The following is a 22,977-nucleotide window of genomic DNA, read 5'->3' on the forward strand; positions in this document are numbered from 1 at the left end:
AGCGAGCGCATAGCGCAAGATCACATGGATCTTCACGGCGTAGCGGAGGCTAGCGATGAATCTGACACCAGTTGGAATTGACATTGCAAAGACTGTTTTCCAGGTGCATTACGTAGACCACGACACTGGCGAGGTTGTGAACAAGCCCATCAGACGCGCTGCGTTTCTCGAACATTTCGCGAACTGGTCCCCTTGCCTTATCGGAATGGAAGCGTGCGGCGGAGCGCATCACTGGGCACGCAAGCTGGTGCAGATGGGGCATCAGGTCAAGCTGATGCCAGGGGAATTCGTGAAGGCATTCAACATCCGCAACAAGAACGACGCGGCGGATGCCCGAGCGATCTGGCTTGCTGTGCAGCAGCCCGGCAAGGCAGTCGCGGTAAAGACCGAAATGCAGCAAGCAATGCTGGCGCTGCATCGGGCACGGGAGCAATTGGTGAAGTTCCGGACAATGCAGATCAACGGTTTGCGCGGATTGTTAGCCGAGTATGGCGAAGTGTCGGCCAAGGGACGGGCTTCGCTCGACAAGGCGATACCCGAAATCCTTGCGCGGGTTGCGGAGCGTTTGCCTGCAGTGCTCATCGACACATTGCGTGAGCAGTGGGCCGGGCTGACGAAGCTCGATGAGCAGATCGCGGCGATCGAACGCCGAATGCGTGAATGGAAGAAAGATGACCATGCTGTGAAAGCGATCAGTGAGATTCCCGGCGTGGGATTGCTAACCGCAACTGCGGCAGTCGCAATGATGGGCGACGCAAAGGTGTTTCGATCTGGGCGCGAATTTGCAGCGTGGGCGGGACTCGTGCCAAGGCAGACTGGTTCGGGTGGCAAGGTGAATCTTCATGGCATCAGCAAGCGTGGTGACACCTATCTGCGCACCCTACTGATTCACGGTGCCCGTAGTGTTTTGACTCATGCGAACGACCCTGGTCCGTGGGTCGAACAGTTGCAGAAACGACGGCATCCGAACGTGGTCATCGTCGCGCTGGCAAACAAGATAGCACGGACAATTTGGGCGGTGCTTGCTCATGATCGACCGTACCAGAAGGGATACGTAAGCGTGAATCGAGTCGGAACCGCTAACATCTGCTGAGAGACTGGTTCTGTAAAGGTGGCACGTCGAAGGTTGCGTTGGGATCGAGAGTGATGGCAACACAGGTCGGACCGTGGTCTGCAAAACCTGAATGGCTCCAAGAGCTACGAGCTCGTGAGAGAAATGAGGCGCGGATCAGCGGATTCCATAGTGGCCCGCAGCGGAACAACCGACTGCAACAAGGCCGGATATAAAGCTGCGACCGTTCCTGTCACGTCAGAGTTCGAAATCCCTTGCAAACGGGAGACGTCCATATAATGGAGCCATGAACAAGAAGGCAACCAAGTTTTCCCCGGAAGTCCGCGAGCGCGCAGTGCGTCTGGTGCGCGAGCAACGTAGCGAACATCCGTCGATGTGGGCGGCGGTCGAATCGATTGCACCGATGATCGGCTGTACGCCGCAGACGCTGCACGAATGGGTCAAGCGTGACCAGGTTGACCAGGGTGAGCGTGATGGCTTGAGCCCCGACGAACGCGAACGGCTGAAGGCCCTGGAGCGCGAGGTCAAGGAATTGCGTCGTGCCAACGAGATTCTCAAGGTCGCGAGCGCGTTTTTCGCCCAGGCGGAGCTCGACCGCCGTTTCAAGTCCTGAAGGCCTTCGTCGATCAGTATCGCGACACCTTTGGGGTCGAGCCGATCTGCAAGGTCTTGCGGATTGCCCCGTCGGGCTACCGACGCCATGCGGCACAGCTTCGCGATCCGTCCAGACGCTGCGCCCGCGCGAAACGAGATGAGATTCTGCAACCCGAGATCAGGCGTGTCTGGCAGGCCAACATGCAGGTCTATGGTGTGCCGAAGGTCTGGAAGCAGATGAACCGCGAGGGCATTGTGGTCGCGCGCTGCACGGTCGGTCGGCTGATGAAGCTGCAAGGTCTGCGTGGTGCGGTTCGCGGCAAGCGCATTCGCACCACGATTGCCGACAAAAGCGCACCGCGTCCGCTGGACCGAGTCAACCGGCAATTCAAGGCGCAGCGGCCGAATCAGCTCTGGGTTTCGGACTTCACGTACGTTTCGACATGGCAAGGCTGGCTTTACGTGGCGTTCGTGATCGACGTGTTTGCTCGCCGTATCGTTGGCTGGCGAGTCAGTTCGTCGATGACCACGGACTTCGTTCTGGACGCACTTGAACAGGCGCTGTATGCGCGGCAACCAGGCGAGAACGGGACATTGATACACCATTCCGACAGGGGGTCCCAATACGTCAGCATTCGCTACAGCGAACGTCTGGCCGAAGCGGGCATCGAGCCTTCGGTCGGCAGCCGTGGCGATAGCTATGACAACGCGCTGGCTGAAACGATTAACGGCCTGTACAAGACGGAACTGATTCATCGGCGCGCCCCGTGGAAAACGAAGGAATCCGTCGAACTGGCAACGCTGCAATGGGTGGCCTGGTTCAATCATCATCGACTGATGGAACCGCTCGGCTATATCCCGCCCGCTGAAGCTGAGGCAAACTACTACAGGCAACTCAGAAATACTGCCGATGCGCCTGCTTTAACTTAAACCCAATAGCCTCCACGATTCCCGGCTCGGTTCATGGCTAGAAATCGTCCAGCAGCTTGGAGACGTACCCGTGCATGCCATTGTGCACAACGTTGTACTCCAGGTTGGAAGCATCGAGCTTCAGATAGTCGGCCCAAAATTTCAGCGTCCGGTCAGCCTGATCGACCGAGGTAATGAAGGGCGTACCCAGCGCTTCCTGCTCCTGCGGCATCAGTCGGATCAGCAGCGTCTGCTCCAAAAGTCTTCCGCCACGTAGTCCGGGACGGCATCGCCGTCTTCCCGCACGTCCTCGACGGACCGATGTTGGACTGCAGACGCAGCCGGTCGTGAACGAACTTGCGGTACAGCTCCTCGGGTTGCCTGAGTGTTGCGAAGCCCTTGAACGGACTGGTCATCGTAGTTTCCTCTGGGGCAGGCTGACGCATCGGCGCCTTCACTTTCGCATGCGAAAAAATCTGCCACATACGCGGGCTGATGTCCCGATCCTCAGGCCCGGGATGATTGCGGGCGCAACCGGCGATGGCGCGCCCGTTGCCCCCCCCGATCGCCAGCAGGGTAAGGGCGGCGAGGACGGTCACACCGTCACGCACCACAGACACATCCACGTGATGGGTTGCGCCGACGTGCGCAAGTAGTGCGGGCGCGAGCAGCGAGACAAAAAAAGAGCGGCTGTGACGATGGATTTTTTCAAGCCGGATTTCCGGAAATTGGCGCGACCTCGCTTGCCCCGCCGTCTAGACTTGCGCCGGTCCCGAAAACGGGCCCACGATCGTGGTCCCAAGCCCCTTGGGCCCCTGATCGTCAGGGTCACCCGGCCACGCTTCCACAACGGTTCCACCCCGCGAAACCACGTACACCGCCTCGAAGACAATCGCCTCGTCCTTGAGCAGTTCGGGAATCGACCTGACGACCGGCGGCGGAGCCCAGAAGCGGTCGTGGGTCATGTACACCATGAGGATCACGCCGCTGCCGTAGCCCTTGCCATTCTTTTTCTTGATGAGATCGACAACCATCCCGGCCAACTGGCGTGCGTCCCAGACCCCCGTGGCTTCTTCGTAGCGGCCGACCTCTTGTATGGGGGCAAATTCAGCGAGTTCGAGCCACTTCGTTCCGAGTGCGGTATCAACCTTGAAGTCGATATCGTTTTCCTTCTGCGCGCACAGGTTTTCGAATTTCGTGAACCGCCTGAAGTGCGGCCGCATCCCGTGGTTATCCGTGCAGAACATCTCGGCGAAGTGTTGCTCGATATCGGCCTTTTTGGCCGGCAGCTGCTTTTGCTCGACTGAAATGCACTGCGGGCCGCTTTGCAAGGTAACCGAAATACCGCGCGGCTTCTTGCGTTCTCGTTCAGGTTGATTCACCCCGTTCCCCATAAGTTGTGTGGTCAGTGTTTCAGCGTGGAAAGAATATACCGTTCCCCGTTTTAAATGGGACTTAAAGCCCTGACAACGGTTGAACGCAACGGACCGGGATCGACGGTCGGCTCTTGCCGCAGTGGTCGTCAACCGGCATCTGCAGATCACCTCAAGCATCATGATGCGCCGCGGGTGCCGGCATAACGTCACAGCATTCCAGCGCGGCTAGAACGTGGTGGCTGCGTGCAGCGCCCCACCAAGGTGCTGCACGTCGGTGCCCGCCGGACAGGCGCCGCTCGGGGGCATGACCGGCTCACGGGAATCGCTGATGCACAGGCCCAGCGTGACGCCATCGGGCAGCGTCACCTTGCGCAGCTGACCATACGGCAATTCTGCCGTGCGCTCCACCCGTTCGACATGGGTAGACATCACCGGGACCCCAGCCGGCACTGACAGGGTCGTGGTCATCGGGGACACCGGCAGGCCGTTTGTCAGGGTCTGGCTCGCGCCCACGTTGTACTCGGCCTGAAGCGTCACTTTGGCGCTGGTCGCGCCCGCCTGCAGCAGCGTCACGCGGGCCACCGGTTTCGCGATCCCGTGACGGCAGCCGCCCGTGCCTGCATCGCACGCGTGCACCGCGAAGAGATCCGGGACCACCTGCCAGTAAAGACCGGTCGCAATTTTCTGGGTGACCAGTCCACCCAGCACTGGTTCGCCCGGCGTCGCGTCAGCCGATCCCGCGGAAGCGTCGACCAGTGTGGCCCATACCTGCGGCTGGGCGGCATGTGGCTGCAGGGACGAGCAGGCCGCGAGCGCACTTACCGCCAATGCGACCAGCGAAGCACGGGCGATCGGGCGACGGCGCTTGGGCCCGGGTGACGCCACGTCCGCGCCGACGGGTTCAACGACGAGGTTATCGACGGGATGCGCGGACGCGCGGTGATGGAGGTGACGTACCGTGTGTTGCGATGCCATAGACAGGCAGCTCCTGTTTGCGTGAAGGACCACCATGCGTGAGCACGGCGGGCTACTGTCGTCCGAAGAAGTGAAAGCTGATCCAATCCGGAAGTGAAATTTGTACCGGCCCTAAAAACGACCCGGATCCGCAGCTCAGAAACCTGCCGCAGTTACTCGCATCCTTGATCCAGTTCGCCCCGGGCGGGCGCAGCACGTCCGGCCGGCTTCCTTGGCCTACCCCGTCCGCACCCCAGGATGAACGGCTAGAAGAAAAGTCCCTGCTGTCGCTCATCCCGTTGGGGCGGCAGCGAGACCTTCGCGCGGCGTGCGGTACGACGGCGCGCGAGACGGCGCACGTGCGCCACGAGCTCGGCGCGGACGCCCTCCGCGACCAGCACCAGTGAATACAGCTGCAGACCGCCGGACCCGGCTTCAGGTCGCGCCCGCAACGACATGCGCAGGGCCAGGCGCCGCGCGCGATCAAGCAGCTGCGCGCGGCTCATCCCCGGCCAGCACGCGGCGACCAATGCCACGACCGGTGGCGGAAGCGATTCGGGGGCGCAGCCGGGGGGCAGCGCAAGGGCAACGAGTTCGAAGCGGACGGCCATGTCGTAGGGAAATGCTGTCTGACCGGCAGGGAATACCGGGCGACCTGCCCCATCTTGGCGCAAATCGCGCTGCGCTGCAAACCCCTTCCGCAGGCTTCATCGCTCTATGCACCCACTGTTTCAGAAGCTACCAGAGAACCGAAGGGCACCAGACTTCATGATCGAGGCCTCATCTCTCATCCTGTCAACAAAGCGAAATCCGTGGTCTTCACGGACGCGGGATTGCGGGAATCCGAACGTCTTTTTAAGCAGTATTTCGTTGACAGCTGCAGAAGACCGGATCGATAGACACAAGTTTGCTTGCCGTTTAGACACAACATTCCTTGCGTGAATGTTCACGTTTTTTCCAAAAACGTGTGGCACGATCGTGCCATTAAGATAATCCTTCTTATCAATATGGCATGATTTCTGAGATAAACTACGATGCATGAAAACGCGTCACACTGCCCTGCCCGCCCCAGACGATCCTGTTTCTTCTGAAACGGCTGGCTTCCCTGATGCCGCCGAACTCGCCGCGCTGCGCGCGTGGTACGCCGGTGTCGCCGTGCGGCCCGCGGTCGAGCGCTACCTGCCTTCGGCGCTGGGTGATGGCAGATCCGCGCGTGGCGTGCTCGGGCGCATCCGCAGGCGGCTGGTGGCACTCGCGCGTACCGTCAACCGCGAGGATCTGGCCACCCTGCTCGACCACCCCGCGGGTACGCGCGCACAGCACGCGAAAGCTGCCGCCCTGGCCATCGACTTTCTGCGCACCGCCCGCCCGCGCGAGCCGCAGATCGCCGACGACATCGCGCAGTGGTTCGCGCCGCGTGCCGTGCGCGTGCTGCAGGCCTACGGCATCACCACACTTGCGGATCTGACCGTGCGCATTCCGCGGCGCCGCCAGTGGTGGAAGGCCGTGCCTGGGCTGGGCGCGGCGAGCGCCCGCGCCATCCAGACGTTCTTCGCCGCGTGGCCGGCGCTCACCGAGAAAGCGCGTGCGCTGATCGTTGCGAGCCGGCACAGTCCCGTCGTGCCGTGGGAATCGATCAGCCTGCCGCACGAAGTGGATGGCTCCGCGGGCACCTTCCGCGCGCCCGCCGCTACCTGCACGCTTGATGCGACCAACGACTATCAGGCCGTCCAGACCTGGCTCGCCCTGCACGAGTCACCTGCGACGCAACGCACCTACCGCAAGGAAGCCGAGCGGCTGATCCTGTGGGCCATCGTCGAGCGCGGCCGGGCGCTGTCGTCACTCACGACTGAGGACGCCATCGCCTACCGGGCTTTCCTGCGTCATCCCTCACCCCGCACCCGCTGGGTCGGCCCGGTACGCCCCCGAACCTCGCCCGACTGGCGCCCGTTCAACGGAAGCCTTTCAGCGCGCTCGGTCGCGCACGCCCTGTCGATCCTCGGCGCCCTGTTCCGCTGGCTGATCGAGCAGCGCTATGTGCTGGCCAATCCGTTTGCAGGCGTCAAGGTGCGCGAGGCGACGGGATCAAATGTCCTCGATGTCTCCCATGCCTTCAGCGAAGGCGAATGGGCGCTTGTCCGCACGATTGCGGATGGCCTGGAATGGTCTTCCCAGGGGGCGCAACGCTGGTCGCCAGCGGCCGCGCAGCGGTTGCGCTTTCTGCTGGACTTCGGCTACGCGACGGGACTGCGCGCGAGCGAACTCGTCGGCGCCACGCTCGGCCATATTGAGACCGATCCACGCGGCGACTACTGGCTGAGGGTCATGGGCAAGGGAAAGAAACTGGCGCGCGTAGCGCTGCCGCCGCTCGCCTGGGACGCACTCGCGCGCTATCTGGCCGAGCGCGGGCTGCCGGTCACGCAGCAGCACTGGCGGCCGGAAACGCCGGTCATCGGCAGCCTCGAGGCGGACAGCGACACCGCGATCAGCAGCGTGCGTCTGTGGGTGGTGATGCGCCGCTTCTTCCTGCAGGCCGCAAAGGCAATTGAGGCCGATCACGCACCCCTTGCCGAAAAACTGCGCCGTGCCAGTCCCCACTGGATGCGGCACACCCACGCGACGCATGCGCTCGGGCGGGGCGCGGAACTGACGACCGTCCGCGACAACCTGCGGCACGCCTCGGTCTCAACCACATCGATTTACCTGCACAGCGATGAGGTGAAGCGGGCCCGGCAGATCGGCGACGCCTTCTCTGGCCGAAAGTAACAGTTCGTCATCCCGTTTTAGCTCACCTTTTCTTGAAAAGTGTGCGGACGCCCTCATGTCGTTTCGCACCTGATCTGACCGGACGCCGCAATGCCAAACAGAAAACCCTCGCGCCGCACTCCCGGCCCCTCAAAGGCGCTGCTGCTCCCCATGGCCCGCGACAAGGCAACCGACCTGATCCTTCGTACCCGGCTTGTCCTTGAGCGCATCCGGCGACGCGACATCGACCGCGGCGCCATCAATCATATGGCGCAGATCTGCATCCTCAGCGGATACATCGCGCGTGCAGGCCATGGCCGCATTTCCCCGGACCGGATTGAGGAGGTCGAGCAGCACCTTGCGCAGGCACTGCTCGCCTTTAACCGGACCGGCGAAATCGACGGGTTCTCCGCAGCTCTTGTTGAGTCGCTGACGGTGGTCGTCAATGAATACGACCGCATGCTCCGCAATGTTCGTCTTGAACTCTTCGCGAAAGCCAGCGACTATCTGGACCGCCTGATCGCGCTGGCTGCGAATGAACCCGTAACGGCGCCCGAAACTGGCATTCAACGCTGACGGGACAGCCGGGTTTCACAGTCTCCAAATGATCTGCTTGAGTCCAGTGGCATGCCTTTCCGGCATACTCTGTCGATTACCTTAACTGGAAGCCTCCCCACCGATGAAACGTGTTTCCGTCCGGCGCTCTTCCATCCATGGCAAAGGTGTCTTTGCGCTTCAGACGCTGGCCGCTGGCGAGCGTGTTCTGGAGTACCTGGGCCTGGTGACTTCGTGGCGCGAAGCTGCGCGTCACTACGCGCACCGCGAGGCAGAGGGCCACACGTTTCTTTTCGGGCTGTCCGATGGACGCGTGATCGATGGCGGGCGCGGCGGAAATAGCGCGCGGTGGCTCAATCATGCTTGCAGTGCAAACTGCGAAGCCGTCGAAGAAAACGGGCGGATTTTCATTGAAGTGACACAACGTATCCGCGCGGGCGAAGAGTTGTTCATCGACTACGCTCTTGAAGTACCAAACGTACGACGTCGGAAATCGCTCGATGACTACCACTGCCGCTGCAGTGCTCCCGCATGCCGCGGCACTATGCTCGCTCACGTATGAGTCTCCGCGAACGTGTCGGTCCGAATGCGGCCGAGGGTGTGTCAAAACCCGCGCGATCGCCTAGACTGAATCAACCTGTTAGCGCGAGAGGCGGAGATGGGGCGATTCGTCGAAGGTACAAGCCGCAATCAGGCCACGTTGCTGCCGGAGTGTCTCGAAGACTTTATCGCTGAAGACAATCCCGTGCGGATCGTCGACGCATTCGTAGACGAACTCGATCTGGCTTCCATGGGCTTCGAAGGCACCACGCCGGCGATCACGGGCCGACCGTCTTACCATCCCTCCGTTCTGCTCAAACTTTACATCTACGGCTATCTCAATCGCGTGCAGTCGAGCCGACGTCTGGAGCGCGAGTGCCAGCGTAATGTCGAACTGATGTGGCTGACCGGTCGCCTCGTGCCGGACTTCAAGACGATTGCCGAGTTCAGACGCAGCAATGGCGCCGGCATTCGCAATGTATGCCGCCGCTTCGTGGTGATATGCCGCGACCTGAAGCTGTTCACGCAAGCAGTCGTTGCCATCGACGGCAGCAAGTTCAAGGCAGTCAACAGTCGCGATAACAACTTCACGCCCAACAAGATCGCAAAGCGTCAGGAGCAGATCGAGCAAAGCATCCAGCGCTATCTCGATGCGCTGGAAACTGCTGATCGCACGCAACCCGCAGAGGTCGAAGCGAAAACCGAACGGCTGCGGGAAAAGATCGAGACGCTGCGCGAGCAGATGCGCGATCTGGATCGGGCCGCGGAACTGTTGAATCATTTACCGGAAAAACAGGTTTCGCTGACTGATCCCGACTCACGTTCGATGATGTCGCAAGCCAAGGGCACAGGCGTGGTGGGCTACAACGTTCAGGTGGCTGTTGATACGAAGCACCACCTCATCGTGACCCACGAAGTGACGAACGTCGGTAGTGACCGCGCTCAGCTAAGCCCGATGGCCAAAGCCGCGCGCGAAGCGATGGGCAAGAAGAAGCTCAAGGCGCTGGCCGATCGCGGGTACTACAGCGCGACGGAGATCAAAGCATGCGATGACGCTGGTATTGCAGCGCTGGTGCCAAAAACACAAACCTCCAGTGCAAAGGCAGATGGACGGTTCGATCGGGCCGACTTCATCTACATCGCGAAAGACGACCAATACCTATGTCCAGCGGGGCAACGGGCGATTTACCGATTTACTTCCGTCGAGCGCGAAACTCCGATGGCCCTGCGTACCTACTGGAGCAGCGCTTGCCCGAAATGCCCGATAAAGAACCGGTGCACGCCCACCGACTACCGGCGTATTCGACGATGGGAACACGAAGCGGTGCTTGAGGCGATGCAGTCCAGGCTGGATCGCCAGCTCGATGCCATGACGATGCGACGGCGCACGGTCGAGCACGTGTTCGGCACTCTCAAGCACTGGATGGGGACGACGCACTTCCAGACGCGTGGACTTGGCCATGTCGCCGCTGAAATGAGTTTGCACGTGCTGGCATACAACCTCAAGCGAGTCATCAGGATCCTCGGATTCGCAAAGACGATGCGAGCGATGAAGCTGGCAGGCGCGTGAATGCGCGCGCCGACGCTGTTTGCCAGTAAAACACGATCACTTCATTTGCCTGCGTCACGTCCTAACGCAACTGTGCTCCCGCCGGGGAGGGATCGGTCGGCCGTTCTGCGCGTTTTTACACGGCCTCGGCCAAGAACGGACGCCCGGCTTCCGATCACGTGTCGTCAACCACCGCTTAGCGGCGACACATCGGGTCGATTGACCACTGCCTTTGTCGTCTGTGGATGGAGCCTATCGGGCCACCGGCTCGACTCGCCGCGCCATGCTGATGCGCCGCACGCGGGGATTTGATTTACGCGGGCGTGTAGATCGCGAGTTTTAACGCGGGGTCGTCGTCTGCCTGAAATGTCGCGTAGTCGTAGCGTTGCGCGCCGCGCTCCGGATGGATCAGCACCTTCTGCCCGGACGCGCCCCGACGAATATCGTGTGCGTTCCACCATTTTGCGAATTCCGCGCTGTGTGCGCGCAACCGCTCGACCAGTTTGACAAACGCCGGATCGTCCGCGTACAGATCGTGCGTTGCGCGAAACAACGCAATCATGCGACGCGCCTCGCTAGTCCAGTTCTCGCCGAACAGCCGTCGCGAATCTGGTTCGATGAACATGAACACCAAAATGTTGCGATCCGCTTCCGCAAGACGCTCGAAGCCAAGAAGATTAGACGCAGCCGCATTCCACGCCAGCAGATCCCAACGCCTGCCCGTGACATACGCGGGAAGACCGAGTGTTGCGATCAGATTCGCGATGGGTGCCGGCACGCGCTCGCGAGTGAAGGGCTGCCGATCTCCGCTGCGTGCCAGTGCGCGGAGATGCGCCGCCTCAACTTTGCCGAGCCGTAGCGCGCGAGCGAGCGCTTCGAGCGTGGTATCTGACGGACTCACCGTGCGGCCCTGCTCGAGCCGCACATACCAGTCCACGCCGATGCCCGCGAGTTCCGCAACTTCCTCGCGACGCAAACCCGGCGTTCGGCGCCGCCGCCCGTTATTGATTCCCACCGACTCAGGGCTCAGCTTCTCGCGCCGTGAGCGCAGAAAATCGCCGAACTCGCTTCGGCTCGCTTTTGTCATGAACGTCCGCCCTCCACAAGCAGGTACACGCGAATCCTGGGATAGTACCAGGCCTTGCTGCCGATTTTACGCCCGCCAGAATGCTCTTGTCCGATCACCATCAAAGGGAAAGTCAGATGAAAGCAGCGATTTTGAAGAAACTTGGCAAGCCGCTTGCGATTGAAGACGTAGCAGATCCTTCTTTAGGCACGGGCGAAGCGATCGTGGATGTCGTAGCCGCGCCAGTACTGCCGTACGCGCGAGAAGTGTTCAGCGGGGAGCGCCGCTACCCGATCGAATTGCCGATCGTGCCGGGCTGCGGGGCAATCGGTCGCGTGCGTGCGTTTGGCCCCGACGCCACACATCTGAACACGGGCGACTGGGTTTTCTGCGATCCGACCGTTCGATCACGCGACGACGCGCTCACGCCCGACATTACATTGCAGGGCTGGAGTGCACGTGGCGACGGCGGCCTGCGGCTCGCGCGCCATTTCCACGACGGCCCATTCGCCGCACAAATACGCGTGCCGACAGAGAACGCCATTCGCATCGGCGAAATCGAGGCCACCGATGCCGCGAAATGGTGCGCGCTCAACACCATGCTGGTCCCGTACGGCGGGCTGCTTGCGTCGAGTCTACAGGCTGGCGAGACATTGCTCGTGAGCGGCGCGACCGGCAACTTTGGCAGCGCGTGCGTCGCCGTCGCCCTCGCGATGGGTGTGCGCTGCGTGGTCGCGCCCGGACGCAATGAACACGTGCTCGCGGATCTGCAAAGACGATTTGGCGAACGCATCCGTACCGTGAAGCTCACCGGCAACGAGGACCACGATCGGGAAGGGATGCGTGCAGCTGCCGGAGCACCCATCGACTGCGTAATGGATTTGCTCCCGCCGTCTGCGACCACGAGGACGGTGCGCGCTGCGGTGATGGCCGTGCGGCCGTATGGACGTGTTGTGTTGATGGGCGGTGTTGGCATGCTCGGCGGCGACGGTCTTGATTTGCCGTACCCGTGGATCATGCGCAACGACGTCACTGTGCGGGGCAAATGGATGTATCCGCCAGAAGCCGTCACGCTCATGACGGGCCTGATTCGTGGCGGGCTGCTCGATTTAGCACACTTCGACGTGACGTCCTTCAAAATCGACGAGGTGAACGAGGCGGTCAGCCATGCTGCGGCGAATGGCGGTCCATTCCGGATGACGGTAGTCCATCCATAGCCGTCTTTTTCCCAGCGCTTCGGTCAGGTGATTCCTGAGAGTCGATTTCTTTCGAACAACGCCACGCACGATCGCGCATGACCGATCTGACTGGGACTTTCGAGATCTCGTTGCGCAGTTTTTGATGCGCAGTCTACGGCAGAGCAGAATTCGAAGGGCGGCTGTCGACAATGGCCCCGTGGAAAGCTGGACGGAACGGCCGCTTTTAGGAAAGTCGACTGACGCTCGGGGTCGCTCAACGCCCGCGGCGTTGGGCGCAAACTGGTTCTCCTTCCGTCGAAAGGAGAACCGTCATGGAAGCCATTGTCATCGGCAACGCGCGGCGTGCGCCCTGGAACAAGGGAAAGCTGACCGGGCAGAAGCCGCCCTTGAAGCTCAGGGAGATCTGGGCGATCCGTATCCGCCTGCAGTTGGCGTCAAACACGAGAGATCTCGCTATGTTCAACCTCGCGATCGACAGCAAGTTGCGCGCGTGCGACCTGACGAAGTTGCGAGTTTCCGACATCTGCTTGGGTTCGCGGGTGGCGAGTCGGGCGACTGTCATGCAACAGAAGACGCAGCGGCCGGTTCAGTTCGAGATTACTGAGCAGACGCGCGCGAGCGCGGAGGAGTGGATCCGCGCAGCGGGACTCTCGTTAGGCGACTATCTTTTCCCCAGCCGGATCCACAGTTCGCCGCACGTCTCGACGCGGCAGTACGCTCGGCTGGTCCATCGCTGGATTGGCTCGATCGGATTGGATGATGCGGCTTACGGGACGCATACGATGCGCAGGACAAAGGCGTCGCTGATCTACCGTCGCACCAAGAATCTGAGGGCGGTGCAGTTGCTCCTCGGCCACAGCAAGCTCGAGAGCACGGTGCGATACCTCGGCATCGAGGTTGACGACGCACTCGAGATGGCGGAGCAGACTGATGTCTGACCAGTTTGGCCGGGCAGCGATCGGACGCCGTCCGGCCATGAACGGCCGGTCGGGGCCGTCGCCTAGTTTGGCTGTGCGAGGTCTCGTCCGGCCTCGCTCAATGGCCGGTTTGCGGCGAGCAAATCACAGAGGGCACTGCCTCGACGCGGCCATGAGGAGACACTCGCCGAGCGTTCCGATATGACGGAACTTCGATGCACAGCGGTCACTCACGTAGTTTGTCTGTGTCCTGTTATTGCGGCACGCTCCAGCTGAAAACCTGCGGATTCGCCTTGCGCGAGGCTTCGTCCGGCGGCGTCAACATCGTAATCGTCGTATGCCCAGGGTCGCGCAGATTCACAAGTGCGTTCGTCTTCCCATCTCCATAGCCGATCATGGTAGCAAGGGCAATCTGCACGAACGTCGAGCTGACGCCCGTATCGGCACCGATGCGATGCTGCATATCGAACGCGTCGGCCGGATCATCGAGATCAATTTTCTGCTTGTTGTCATGCAATGACTGCACAAGCAAAGCGAGGTTTGCCGTGGACACGCCTGTGTCGTAGAACATCCGCTCCGGTTGCGTGCCTTGTGGCAACGTTGCCAGTGCCTGCTCCCAGCCAGTGCGCAGCTTTTCGATCTTGTCGGCCTTTTTCGCCGGAGCGCCGTGCCCGTCCGAGAGATCTACCGTCACAGGGCGATGCAAATAGCCGAGTACCGGCCACTGATCGAATTCCTTGAGTTGCCAGGTCGTCCAGGGTACGGGCACCCACGGATTGGGTTTGAATCCCTTTGGCAAATTGAGGGATTCAGTCTTATAAAACTCAGGCAACTTCGACTGCCAATATTCTTTGGTAGGATCGCTCACCCCACGTGAGGGCTTCGGATAGGCACGCTGCTCCTGCCAGTAGAAGTTCGACAATTTGACAACGTCATACTGCGTCTTGCTTTTGTCAATGGTGCCTGACGTCTCGGTTGCATACGGCCGAATCATCTGATCGACACGGTCCTTGCGCGTGACGATCAGGCCAACCAGAGCGTCAGGTTGCGTGGGCACAAAGTTTCCGTCCTTATTGAACTCGGGCAATGGGCTACCTGGCGTTTTGGCGAAACCGCGCGTGCTGGAACCATCCAGTGCCATGACAAACACAGCCGGGAGGTCAGGATGCTCATCAAAAAGATTGAAGAGTTTCCCGACGACTTCGGAGCCGTCTGCGGTGTTGAGATCACTCACCCGAATGTAGAAACTGTTGCCCACGCCGGAGCCGTTGTCGGCGTCACCAAGGAACGCACCCAACTGTACCGCGTTGGATCTGGATACATCGCTTGGCGGTCCAACAAGTACCGTCGGGATCGGCCAATATTGAACCCAGTCAAGGATCGTATAACTGACGATGTTATTGGTGCGGGTAGTGAACTGATCCCACCGCGTGCTGTGCGACCACTCGTATTCCTTGGGGTCCGTCAAAAGCACGGCGCCCTTGGGACCGACCTCGTCGAGCCGCATGAGCAAAGCCCGTTGCCGGAAGCGGTCAACCGTAACTCCTACCCTGCGAATTTCAAGAGTGAACTGAGGGTTTCCGGCTGACTGAGTCGCGGCGGCTGATAGCGTAGCGCCAGCGGCGGCTAGGCCGTTACCAGCATTTTTCTCCGCAGCGTTACTGGACCGCGCGAAGCCGGTGAAGGCAAGTGCACCTGCTGCGACCAACACGACCTGAGCAAAGAACGGGAGCAAAAGTTGGCGCATGGGAAAGCCGTCCAATGTAAAAAGGTTCTTGGTAGCCATCACCTATATGATCAACAGCCAGAGCCAGTCCATACCGCTCTCTAAGCAAAGCATCTCGTACGCGCGCTCCGAGGCGTTGGTGGAACTGCTCAGTGCAGGTGACCATCAGCGAATGGAGCCCCTACGGCGTTTTTCGCACTCTCTTGCATGGGGCGCTCGCGTTAAAAGTTGTCGCAGTGGTGCCGTTTTTGCACGAGACTCTGGACCTAGCCGTGTACCGTGAGTTCTGCAAGATTCTATACGGGCGGACGATGCACGTCCTCGACGAGATGAGCTACCTGCCGTGCACGACAAGCTGCCCACGTCGTCAGCGCACGAATAGGCACCTCCACACATGCACATCTAATGCAAATAGCATCTATCTGCATTTGCCCTAGAGGCGGTATTCGCAAAACATACGCTACGTAAATCAACGACGGCTTTGCCGCGGTGAGCCGACAGTCGCATGAACGATTGGAAGGACCGTTCCGGGTCGATACCGGAAGTTCGCAGGCAGCGCTAGAGGTTGGCCGCTTCTTCTGAATGCTGCCCCCGTTTGTGCCGGACCTAGGTATTGGAGGGTCCGTCTGCGCAGTTGTTGACGCGCGCGACGCCTGTCGTCCCGCCATTCGAGGGCGGCGTGTGCAACGTCGCCCCGCTCGTCGCTCTAGAGTTCCAAGGCCGACCGGAAAACGCGTCCCTCCGAACGAAAATCGGGGCAACAACTCCCGTGCCGCACGGGCCAGCTCCACCCTTGCTTCTTCCAATAATACTGTATATATTTACATGTATGGATATACAGGCAGGAGCAATCATGGAGCACCTGGTTCGAATCCTCAACGACAACGACCGGCAAACCCTCGCCTGGCTACGCAGGCATGTCGGTGACGCCCGCCTGTCGGACGCTGCCCGCCGGCTGATCGCGCAGCGCGAACAGCATGGCGGTATCGGGTCCAAGCCTTACCTTTCGGCCGTATGCCGCTATCTTGGCGTGCGTCCTCCTGCTCCCCTCAGTGCAACCAAGATCGTCGCCGGTAACCCGATTGCCGACCAGTACCTCTCCCGGATACGCGAGGTGCTTGCGCAGCATGCGGCCTCAATGCACAAGGCGGTCCGATAACTTCCGTCCTGATCAGCCATGTTCAATTTCCCTGACGCCAACGCGCGAACCCATGACGACGAACTTGGGGCCGATACTGATCGTTCCAACGGGGCCATCCTGCGTGCCGCGCTGGACCTGCAGCGCCTCGTCAACATGCTCGCGCAACGCACGATATTCCGCCCACGAGCCATGCCGGGCTACCCTGCTCCAGCTCCGACATGGCGTGTGCTGCTCGTGATCGAGGAACAGGCCTTCGCCGATCCCGGTTTTCAGGCGCGGCATCCGGATGCGGTGCGTCATGGATTCGCCCGGCTTGCCGACAGCCGGTTTGCGGGCGCCGATATTGATGCGGAAGTCGACTGGCAGCGTGACGACGATCCGCTGCCAGCGGTCTACGCGATCATGCGCGGACTTCTACAGCAACGCTCTGCGGCTGTCATTAATCTGTAGTCCTGATCAATTTCGAAACCGAAACTGCGGTTCAGAACGAAAGTCTGCCGGTTACCTCGTAACGTCAGCGCTTCCAAGCGGTTTCCAGATGGGTACGATCAAGAATGGCACATGCCCCGCACCGGTGTCCCCGTGCTTGATGCTCCGCCGGCGCCTGCCAGACATGTCCTCGTGGCATCTCAACGTCAGCGGTGTACCCTTGTTCACGTACGTCTGCAACAGATCCGCACCATCCAGGACGCGTGACGTTGTGTGTCATTTTTTCAGTTGTCGCTCACTGGTATTAACCTGCGCGACAGCTGGGCAACGGCGGGCGGGCGAAGCCAGTTCGCGGAGTATGCGCCGTTCGCCATGCGAGGCATCCAGTGGAATTACGCATAGTTGCGGCTCTTTGGAGGAAGCGTGCCCATCGCACACAATGACCGCGCGTGACGAAAAGTCCCTCACGGGGAACGGCAGCCACTGCATGTGTTGGCTCGCCCCAGCCGATCGTGCTTCAACGAGGTAAGTGTAGAAACTGTCCAGGCACGCCGTCGTAAGACCATGCAGCGTCAGCCACTGTCCCGCTTCGCGGCTCCAGGAAGCCGGCGCAATGGGCGCGTCAAGGGACAGCCAGATCGCCAGGCCCAACGGTCCGTGCAGTGGTTGCCGGAACAACCATCCGGGCTGGCTGATCCCCTCCCATTTGCAGCGCCACCGCAGGATCGCCTGCGCCACAGGACACCATGGCGTCGTCGCCGATCCGCCCATTGCCCCGCACATCTGTTGCGCAGCCAGACGCACACACCGACGATGGGCGCGCCCGACAGTGCTCGCGATGCGGCGGCGCACCGACTTGTAGCAGCTACGCGCCTGGGCGTCGTCAGGATACCCACCGTCCCTCTCGGGGATGTCAGCCGGCGCATTCTCACCCGGCCAGGCATTTCCGGTGGTTGCTGCCCTGGTCATGCCCACTGCCAGGCCGAATGTGATCCACCGCGCCGCGACAGCCTGGAGAGAATTCACCCGTCCGCTCGCCACCTGGCCGCCCAAAGGACCCACGGTGCCCAGAACAACATCCGTGGACTGTGCGAACGAAGGCGTGGGTAGCAGGGTAATTGGCGCGTATCGCATGGACTGCCGCTGCTGCCGACGACGCGGGCGAAGGTCATCGATGCCGCTCGCTGGTTCACACCATGGATGCGAACAGGTCGGGCAGCTAAATGGCGTCCTGAAGAGGTCGGCACGCAGAGAATAAGGAATCGCCCCGCCGCATTGCTCGCAGTACTCGCGTAACGGCACGTGGTGAAAAGGGCACTCGCCCAGCCTGTGGTACTGGAAGGCAGTCAGATGCACGCCGTCCCGCGCGCATCTGGCACACCAGCGCAGGCTCGGAGACGCAACAAGGTGCGCCATCCCCGAGGGCATGACGAATGCAGTCGCGACATCGACAAGGCGAAGGCGCAGCAGGTCCGTCATGCGATGCAGGTCGAATCGCCGCGCATCACGCAGATCGATCTTCCGTGGGGCCGCCTTCATGCCGCCACTGCCCCAGGCAAACGACTCAGAGAGCGCCTTGCAGGACAGTGCGTTCAGACGCTGGAACTTCGCAAGCAGCGCGAAGGCTGACTCTCCCTGCACATGCCAGTCGTCACGCCAGCACCAGGGATCGTGCTGCAAGGGATTGTCGTCCGGCAGCAGGATGTCGAAGCGTCGCGTCACGGCGGGCCTGCGTCATCGACGAAGATTATCCGCAGCGCCTCGAGCGCGGCGACGAAGTTCGACTCGCCAACCGCCTCGTCCCAGCAGGCGCGGCTCAGCTCGAAGCGTGGGCCGTCGTGCTCGAGGTTGCCCATCAATGCGATCTCAACTGAGCGTGCCACAAATTCCATCGGCAGCTCGAGCGCGAAATCGAATCTGGCGAGGCGGTGCGCCGCTTCAAACGCTTCCCAGAGAATCCCGTGCTGCGCCCCCAGCCGGAAACCGTTATCGAACGCCCGCTGCAGGAAAAAACGCGTATAGGTCCAGCCACTTTCCTCCGGAAATACCGAGCTGTCGTAGGCCGTGAGCGACATCTTCAGGTCGGCGGGCGCGCACAGACCGGTAAAGCGCATCTCCTCGATCATGAAGCGCGAAACGATCTGTGAGGTATCGACGTTCTGCGTGAAGGCGCTCCTGCGGTTCAGAAGTCCGGGCTGCCCCACCAGAAACACGAACATGCGGATGCCACGACGCCCGAGCTCGTCCTGCACGTCGCGCAGCCATTCGTAATGCTCCAGTTCCAGTCGCTGCGCTTCGTCGACGAACACCACCAGCATGTTGCCAGAAGCCCGCGCAACGAGTTCGCCAAGCTTGTGGTAGAGCCGCAGGCGGCGCTGCAATGCCGTGCCGCTGTCTGGACGGGCGTGCCGGGCAGCCTCGAGCAGCATGCCAAAAAACAGGGCTTCCGAGCGTGACGGATTCTGCGGCATGCCAAACGTGAGCACGACCACGCGCGGCAGTTCGTGACGCAGCAGACGCACACAGTATCGGACAGCGTATGTCTTTCCCCAGCGGGTGTGCCCGTATATTAATGCCCCCGTCACGCCACGCCGCAGACAGTGCCGCACGCGCGCATACATCGCAGCGATTGCCGGTGTCGGCACGATGTACGACTGGCTCGAAAGCGGATGATCCGCAGCGTCGACAGGCCGTTTGAGAGCGTCGAGCATCGCTTCAGTACGTGAAGATTTTCGTGAGCCACGGCGCTGGCTGCGCCGCGCTCACGGGCCCGGCCTTGCTCGGGCGGACCACGTTCGGGGCGCCCCCCGGTTCACCTGCCGGCTCAACAGGAACGCCCTTTGGCACGGTATGGGCCTTCGCGCGGTCGGCCAGCATCCGCGCGAGATCGTTCGCGTCGCGCGTATGCCGCCGGGCCTGGTCCCGCTTCCACGCAAACCAGACGCCGACGGGATCCTCACCTTCACGCCAGGCTAGTTTGCGCTGGCGCATCAGGGAGAAGATCTCCTGCCTGACCCGAAGCGAATGCGGTGTGAAACACCACGGGCGAGACGCGGTCAGCACACCAAGCTCCTCCCCGTTCATGAAAAAGGCGTGCAGGTGCCGGATGTCCTTCACGTTGAAATAGATGCGCAACTGCTGGCCAATCATCCCGGTCATGCCCGACAGCAGGCGGCTGTCGTAGCGCACGTATTCGAAGTTGATGTGGGGCCGCACGCCGCGGGCGACGTTACCACGGACAGTGACCATACGCGCCTCCTGAAGCAGGCACAACGTGCTGCGCCGCGCTTCAGGCAGCGTACGCAACAGACCTTCGCCTCGTTCGAGCTGGAACTGCATCGCCTCGAGGGGCGTACGGCCACCGAGCCCCGCGTGCGGCTCACCGTTGTAATTGGCGAGCACGACGTCGATTACGTCCTCTAGCTCGTCGAGTGTCATCATCAATGATGTGTCGCCCCCTACGTCACTTAGCGCGCGTTCGACCGATCGGGGGTCACGTCCGCTGGACGCTGGCAGGCGATGAGCAAAATGCGAGGCGAGTCGATCGAAGAAACGTTCGATGAGCGCGCGCTCATTCTTTTCGCCGGGCGGCCCGTTGTCAGTCGCGCAGCCGACTACCGCCGTCAGACGCTCGAGCGTCGCCTTCGCCAGGTGCGCCCTGGCCGCGTCGAAGCGCAGCGTGCGCCAGCACGCCCACGCGGTCTGCGGAATCACTGCGGACGGGAAGCCGCCGCCTGCCCGAATACGCAGAGCGGGGATCGCCGGTTCGCGAGGTACATGCGGCATCAGCGCGGCCTGCAGTGCCTGCGCGACGTCGTCACTGTTGTATTCGCGCCCATGTGAGATGGCATAGCCGATCACTGCGCGGCTTGCGACATCAAGCAGCACCAGTACCCAGATCCGGTGCAGGACCAGCAGCGTTTCGAAACCGAACGGGTCATCAATGCGCAGCGTCAGCCGGACATCGAGTTTGTGACCATCGAATTCCACGACGTCCCAGGGAAACGTCGCCGCCTTTCGCACATCGCCCGAATCGGCTTGCCACTGATGCCCGATCTGCCGGGCACCGGCAGCGCGAGCCGCAGCGGCGAACTCGCGGTTCGCAAGCTTGCGCACGTGCGTCGCCAGCGAGCGTTCGCCGAGATGCTTCTGGTTAAAAGGATACTCATGTGGCTGGATGCCATTCTCCCGGCACTGCGCCAGAAAGCCTCCGTGCAGCCGCCAGAGCTGCCGTGGGACTTCCTCCAGCCTGGTCATTTTTCGGCTGCGCGCCGCGACCTTTCGCGCGATCCAGCGCTCAATCTCTGGATAGCGGCGAAGTAACTGGTTGAACGCACCGCTTGCGCCGCCCTTCGATGGCCCCGCGACCTTTGCACAACGCTCATAGGGACGCGTATGCAGCCAGGGCAAAAGCGCACGGCAGCCATAAATCCGGCCGTCCTCGTGGGGGGCGATGCACCGTTCGAACAGCCGGTACAGATCGTTGATGCGCACGCCGGTCTTCCGGCCGATCTCCCGCAGCGGGACAGCCCCGTCGAGGAACAGCGTCATCGCGTGCACCCGTCTCGCGAAAAGCGAGCGCGCCCGCTCGCCAAGTGCGCTGTCATCGGCGCCGGGCCACTGGCTGATATCGGCGATCTCGGGCGGTATCGAACGACGGTCAAAGCGTAGCGAGCCGAAGGTCATCGATTTCATCGCTTCACCAGTTGGCTGCGAGGCCCGAGCGGCTGCGATGCGATCGTGGGACAGGCGAGCCGGTCCTGCAGGATCAGGGAGAAGGCCGTCGTTCGCACAACGGCCGGATCGATCTGTTCGAACTGTCGCTCAAGTACGGCAAGCGAAAGTTCGCCTTCGCACGCGCTCAGGATCGTGGTCCGAAATTCGGCGACTGTGGCGAGTGGGCGGGCTGCGACGTACTGCAGCATCGTCAGCCGGTTCTGGCAAAGCGTCTCGCTGTCGTTGAGATCGTCCGGCGAAATGACGCGTAGCGCGATCGAGCGAGCTCGCCCCCACGCCTCAAGCGCAGGGCAGGGGCAGGCACCCTGCCCTGCCGACGGACCCGGCGGCAACCGGGCGACGAGATACAGGTGCTCACCAACGTTCGTTTCGACCCAGAAGTCGGCTGCCCTGCTCCGCCCCGAGATGCGCATCGGCCGTTCGCAATAGGTGACCACTTGTGGGTCGGCCTCCATACGCAACCATAGTTGCAGCGCCTCGCGTCCGAAAAGCGTAAGCCGCCGTCCGATCTTTGGACCGAACACGTCGAAGCGGTGCGAACCATGCGGCCGCATCGGGGTCACTGCCTTTTGAAAACGTGCCGTGCGCATCGCATTACTCCTGCGGACGATGTTCACGTTGTAGTACACGAATCCCGCCAAGCGAATGATTGAGAAGATCCGGCTGCTGGTCGGGCTACTCCGCTACCAAATTACAGATCACGTAACGATCAATACACCTCAGGCCCAACCCGACTCGCGAGGAAGCGCCTCGCGTATTCAGGACAGCATTTTCGGGTCGGAAACGCGTGGCTTCGTGGAACATTACCGTGGAAAATCGCTAGATCCCTTCACAGGACGGGCTTTCGAAGGATTTTTTCTTGTCTGGTCGATGTTTCACGGAATCGCCCGTTGCAGCCCAACCATTCCTCAAGAATTCAGTTGGTTACTTCTCTCATCCGGGGTTTCAAATAATCACTTCTGGTGCAGCTGAAGCGATTCTTGTTCTGGCGGGAATTTGAAGCCGCGAGTGCGGGCTGATCGAGCCGCATCGACTGGTACGAGTTTTTTTTCATCGGACGGCTGGAGCCCTTGTCATCCACACTGCTGCCGCAAAAGCTGCTGCACGCACGGTCATCGATCGGCGCGTACCGGACGCGCGTGCCGACGTGAGCGCCGATGAGATTACGGCTGTCCCGGAGATTTTTTCCGAGCTGGAACTGCTTCCGATATTGGCGGCCTTTCTGATGAGTGCGCTCAACGCACTTATCGCCTCGGAAAACATGATGGTGGCCGCTCACTCTGCAGCGCAGATGACACCCAACAACCCCGCGATCTGTGCGCTGCGGGATGCCGCAGCGGACAAGGTCACGAGCGACCTGCTCGTTCTCGAAAACGCAACCCAAGTAGTCAAGGCATCGGTCGAACGTCTGGTTGCTCATCGCAACACAGCGCGGACTGCGCTGGGCCAAACCAGGCTGAAGTTCTGA

22 protein-coding genes, 1 pseudogene and 1 other annotated feature are annotated in these 22,977 nt (G+C 61.3%); of the genes and pseudogenes, 13 read left to right on the plus strand and 10 right to left on the minus strand.

Annotated features, from left to right (window positions below):
- Window positions 1-55 precede the first annotated feature (55 nt).
- Both G3N59_RS25535 and G3N59_RS25540 read left to right on the plus strand, forming a co-directional pair.
- Window positions 56-1,093 carry an IS110 family transposase gene (locus G3N59_RS25535; protein WP_205985591.1) on the plus strand — a complete coding sequence of 346 codons (1,038 nt, stop codon included), beginning with the start codon at window positions 56-58 and terminating at the stop codon, window positions 1,091-1,093.
- A gap of 265 nt (window positions 1,094-1,358) precedes the next feature.
- Window positions 1,359-2,596 (plus strand): IS3 family transposase gene (locus tag G3N59_RS25540; RefSeq protein ID WP_205985592.1). Its coding sequence is split into 2 segments (ribosomal slippage): window positions 1,359-1,650 and window positions 1,650-2,596, totalling 1,239 coding nucleotides; the frame shifts between segments, so codons are not numbered across the junction.
- Window positions 1,640-1,756: a sequence feature (AL1L pseudoknot), on the plus strand. (Overlaps the previous gene by 117 nt.)
- 37 nt (window positions 2,597-2,633) lie before the next feature.
- Here the strand turns inward: G3N59_RS25540 and G3N59_RS25545 are convergent.
- The 4 genes from G3N59_RS25545 to G3N59_RS25560 all read right to left on the minus strand — a co-directional run bounded on the left by G3N59_RS25545 (window position 2,634) and on the right by G3N59_RS25560 (window position 5,516).
- Window positions 2,634-2,834 (minus strand): hypothetical protein, encoded by a 201-nt coding sequence (locus G3N59_RS25545; protein WP_205985593.1) that lies wholly within the window; start codon window positions 2,832-2,834, stop codon window positions 2,634-2,636.
- Window positions 2,835-3,330: 496 nt separating this feature from the next.
- On the minus strand, window positions 3,331-3,957 hold the full coding sequence (locus G3N59_RS25550; RefSeq protein ID WP_205985594.1) for a hypothetical protein: 627 nt from the start codon (window positions 3,955-3,957) through the stop codon (window positions 3,331-3,333).
- Between the two features lie 219 nt (window positions 3,958-4,176).
- Window positions 4,177-4,926, minus strand: coding sequence for a hypothetical protein (locus G3N59_RS25555; protein WP_205985595.1), 750 nt, complete (start codon window positions 4,924-4,926; stop codon window positions 4,177-4,179).
- A gap of 245 nt (window positions 4,927-5,171) precedes the next feature.
- Entirely contained in the window at window positions 5,172-5,516 is a 345-nt protein-coding gene (locus G3N59_RS25560) for a hypothetical protein (RefSeq protein ID WP_074987855.1), read from the minus strand.
- 150 nt (window positions 5,517-5,666) lie between these two features.
- Here G3N59_RS25560 and G3N59_RS37120 point away from each other — a divergent pair.
- The 5 genes and pseudogenes from G3N59_RS37120 to G3N59_RS25580 all read left to right on the plus strand — a co-directional run.
- A pseudogene (locus tag G3N59_RS37120) lies at window positions 5,667-5,804 on the plus strand (DUF6429 family protein); the annotation flags it as partial.
- Between the two features lie 139 nt (window positions 5,805-5,943).
- Window positions 5,944-7,671, plus strand: coding sequence for a site-specific integrase (locus G3N59_RS25565; protein WP_205985596.1), 1,728 nt, complete (start codon window positions 5,944-5,946; stop codon window positions 7,669-7,671).
- A 150-nt stretch (window positions 7,672-7,821) separates the two neighbouring features.
- Entirely contained in the window at window positions 7,822-8,226 is a 405-nt protein-coding gene (locus G3N59_RS25570; RefSeq protein ID WP_205985597.1) for a hypothetical protein, read from the plus strand.
- Window positions 8,227-8,329: 103 nt separating this feature from the next.
- Window positions 8,330-8,767 (plus strand): SET domain-containing protein-lysine N-methyltransferase, encoded by a 438-nt coding sequence (locus G3N59_RS25575; RefSeq protein ID WP_205985598.1) that lies wholly within the window; start codon window positions 8,330-8,332, stop codon window positions 8,765-8,767.
- Window positions 8,768-8,863: 96 nt separating this feature from the next.
- On the plus strand, window positions 8,864-10,315 hold the full coding sequence (locus G3N59_RS25580) for an IS1182 family transposase (protein ID WP_205985599.1): 1,452 nt from the start codon (window positions 8,864-8,866) through the stop codon (window positions 10,313-10,315).
- Window positions 10,316-10,607: 292 nt separating this feature from the next.
- On the opposite strand, the gene G3N59_RS25585 is transcribed toward G3N59_RS25580, so the two are convergent.
- A complete protein-coding gene (locus tag G3N59_RS25585; protein WP_205985600.1) occupies window positions 10,608-11,381 on the minus strand; it encodes a helix-turn-helix transcriptional regulator in 774 nt (257 codons plus the stop codon).
- 116 nt (window positions 11,382-11,497) lie between these two features.
- Between G3N59_RS25585 and G3N59_RS25590 the strand changes: the two genes are divergently transcribed.
- Both G3N59_RS25590 and G3N59_RS25595 read left to right on the plus strand, forming a co-directional pair.
- A complete protein-coding gene (locus G3N59_RS25590; protein ID WP_205985601.1) occupies window positions 11,498-12,577 on the plus strand; it encodes a zinc-binding alcohol dehydrogenase family protein in 1,080 nt (359 codons plus the stop codon).
- 293 nt (window positions 12,578-12,870) lie between these two features.
- Window positions 12,871-13,497 carry a tyrosine-type recombinase/integrase gene (locus tag G3N59_RS25595; RefSeq protein ID WP_205985602.1) on the plus strand — a complete coding sequence of 209 codons (627 nt, stop codon included), beginning with the start codon at window positions 12,871-12,873 and terminating at the stop codon, window positions 13,495-13,497.
- Window positions 13,498-13,729: 232 nt separating this feature from the next.
- Here G3N59_RS25595 and G3N59_RS25600 read toward each other — a convergent pair whose 3' ends face one another.
- On the minus strand, window positions 13,730-15,262 hold the full coding sequence (locus G3N59_RS25600; protein ID WP_205985603.1) for a DUF2875 family protein: 1,533 nt from the start codon (window positions 15,260-15,262) through the stop codon (window positions 13,730-13,732).
- Between the two features lie 793 nt (window positions 15,263-16,055).
- Here G3N59_RS25600 and G3N59_RS25605 point away from each other — a divergent pair.
- Entirely contained in the window at window positions 16,056-16,361 is a 306-nt protein-coding gene (locus G3N59_RS25605; RefSeq protein WP_205985604.1) for a hypothetical protein, read from the plus strand.
- Between the two features lie 18 nt (window positions 16,362-16,379).
- The gene (locus G3N59_RS25610; protein ID WP_205985605.1) at window positions 16,380-16,793 is read left to right on the plus strand and encodes a DUF2471 family protein; all 414 of its coding nucleotides are present in this window, start codon (window positions 16,380-16,382) and stop codon (window positions 16,791-16,793) included.
- 255 nt (window positions 16,794-17,048) lie between these two features.
- Here G3N59_RS25610 and G3N59_RS25615 read toward each other — a convergent pair whose 3' ends face one another.
- Genes G3N59_RS25615 through G3N59_RS25630 form a run of 4 tightly spaced genes read right to left on the minus strand, consistent with a single transcriptional unit; the run spans window position 17,049 to window position 22,138 of the window.
- Window positions 17,049-18,494, minus strand: coding sequence for a hypothetical protein (locus G3N59_RS25615; RefSeq protein WP_205985606.1), 1,446 nt, complete (start codon window positions 18,492-18,494; stop codon window positions 17,049-17,051).
- Window positions 18,491-19,483, minus strand: a complete 993-nt coding sequence (locus G3N59_RS25620) for an ATP-binding protein (protein WP_205985607.1) — start codon at window positions 19,481-19,483, stop codon at window positions 18,491-18,493. Before G3N59_RS25620 ends, G3N59_RS25615 begins: the two co-directional genes overlap by 4 nt.
- Window positions 19,484-19,487: 4 nt before the next feature.
- A complete protein-coding gene (locus tag G3N59_RS25625) occupies window positions 19,488-21,467 on the minus strand; it encodes a transposase (RefSeq protein ID WP_241024087.1) in 1,980 nt (659 codons plus the stop codon).
- Window positions 21,464-22,138, minus strand: coding sequence for a hypothetical protein (locus tag G3N59_RS25630; RefSeq protein WP_346777932.1), 675 nt, complete (start codon window positions 22,136-22,138; stop codon window positions 21,464-21,466). Before G3N59_RS25630 ends, G3N59_RS25625 begins: the two co-directional genes overlap by 4 nt.
- A gap of 16 nt (window positions 22,139-22,154) precedes the next feature.
- Between G3N59_RS25630 and G3N59_RS25635 the strand changes: the two genes are divergently transcribed.
- Together G3N59_RS25635 and G3N59_RS25640 are read left to right on the plus strand one after the other, a co-directional pair.
- Window positions 22,155-22,481 carry a hypothetical protein gene (locus tag G3N59_RS25635; protein ID WP_205985608.1) on the plus strand — a complete coding sequence of 109 codons (327 nt, stop codon included), beginning with the start codon at window positions 22,155-22,157 and terminating at the stop codon, window positions 22,479-22,481.
- Between the two features lie 175 nt (window positions 22,482-22,656).
- On the plus strand, window positions 22,657-22,977 hold the full coding sequence (locus tag G3N59_RS25640) for a hypothetical protein (protein WP_205985609.1): 321 nt from the start codon (window positions 22,657-22,659) through the stop codon (window positions 22,975-22,977).

The organism is Paraburkholderia sp. Ac-20340, assembly GCF_017104965.1.
In the GTDB taxonomy this organism is placed as follows: domain Bacteria; phylum Pseudomonadota; class Gammaproteobacteria; order Burkholderiales; family Burkholderiaceae; genus Paraburkholderia.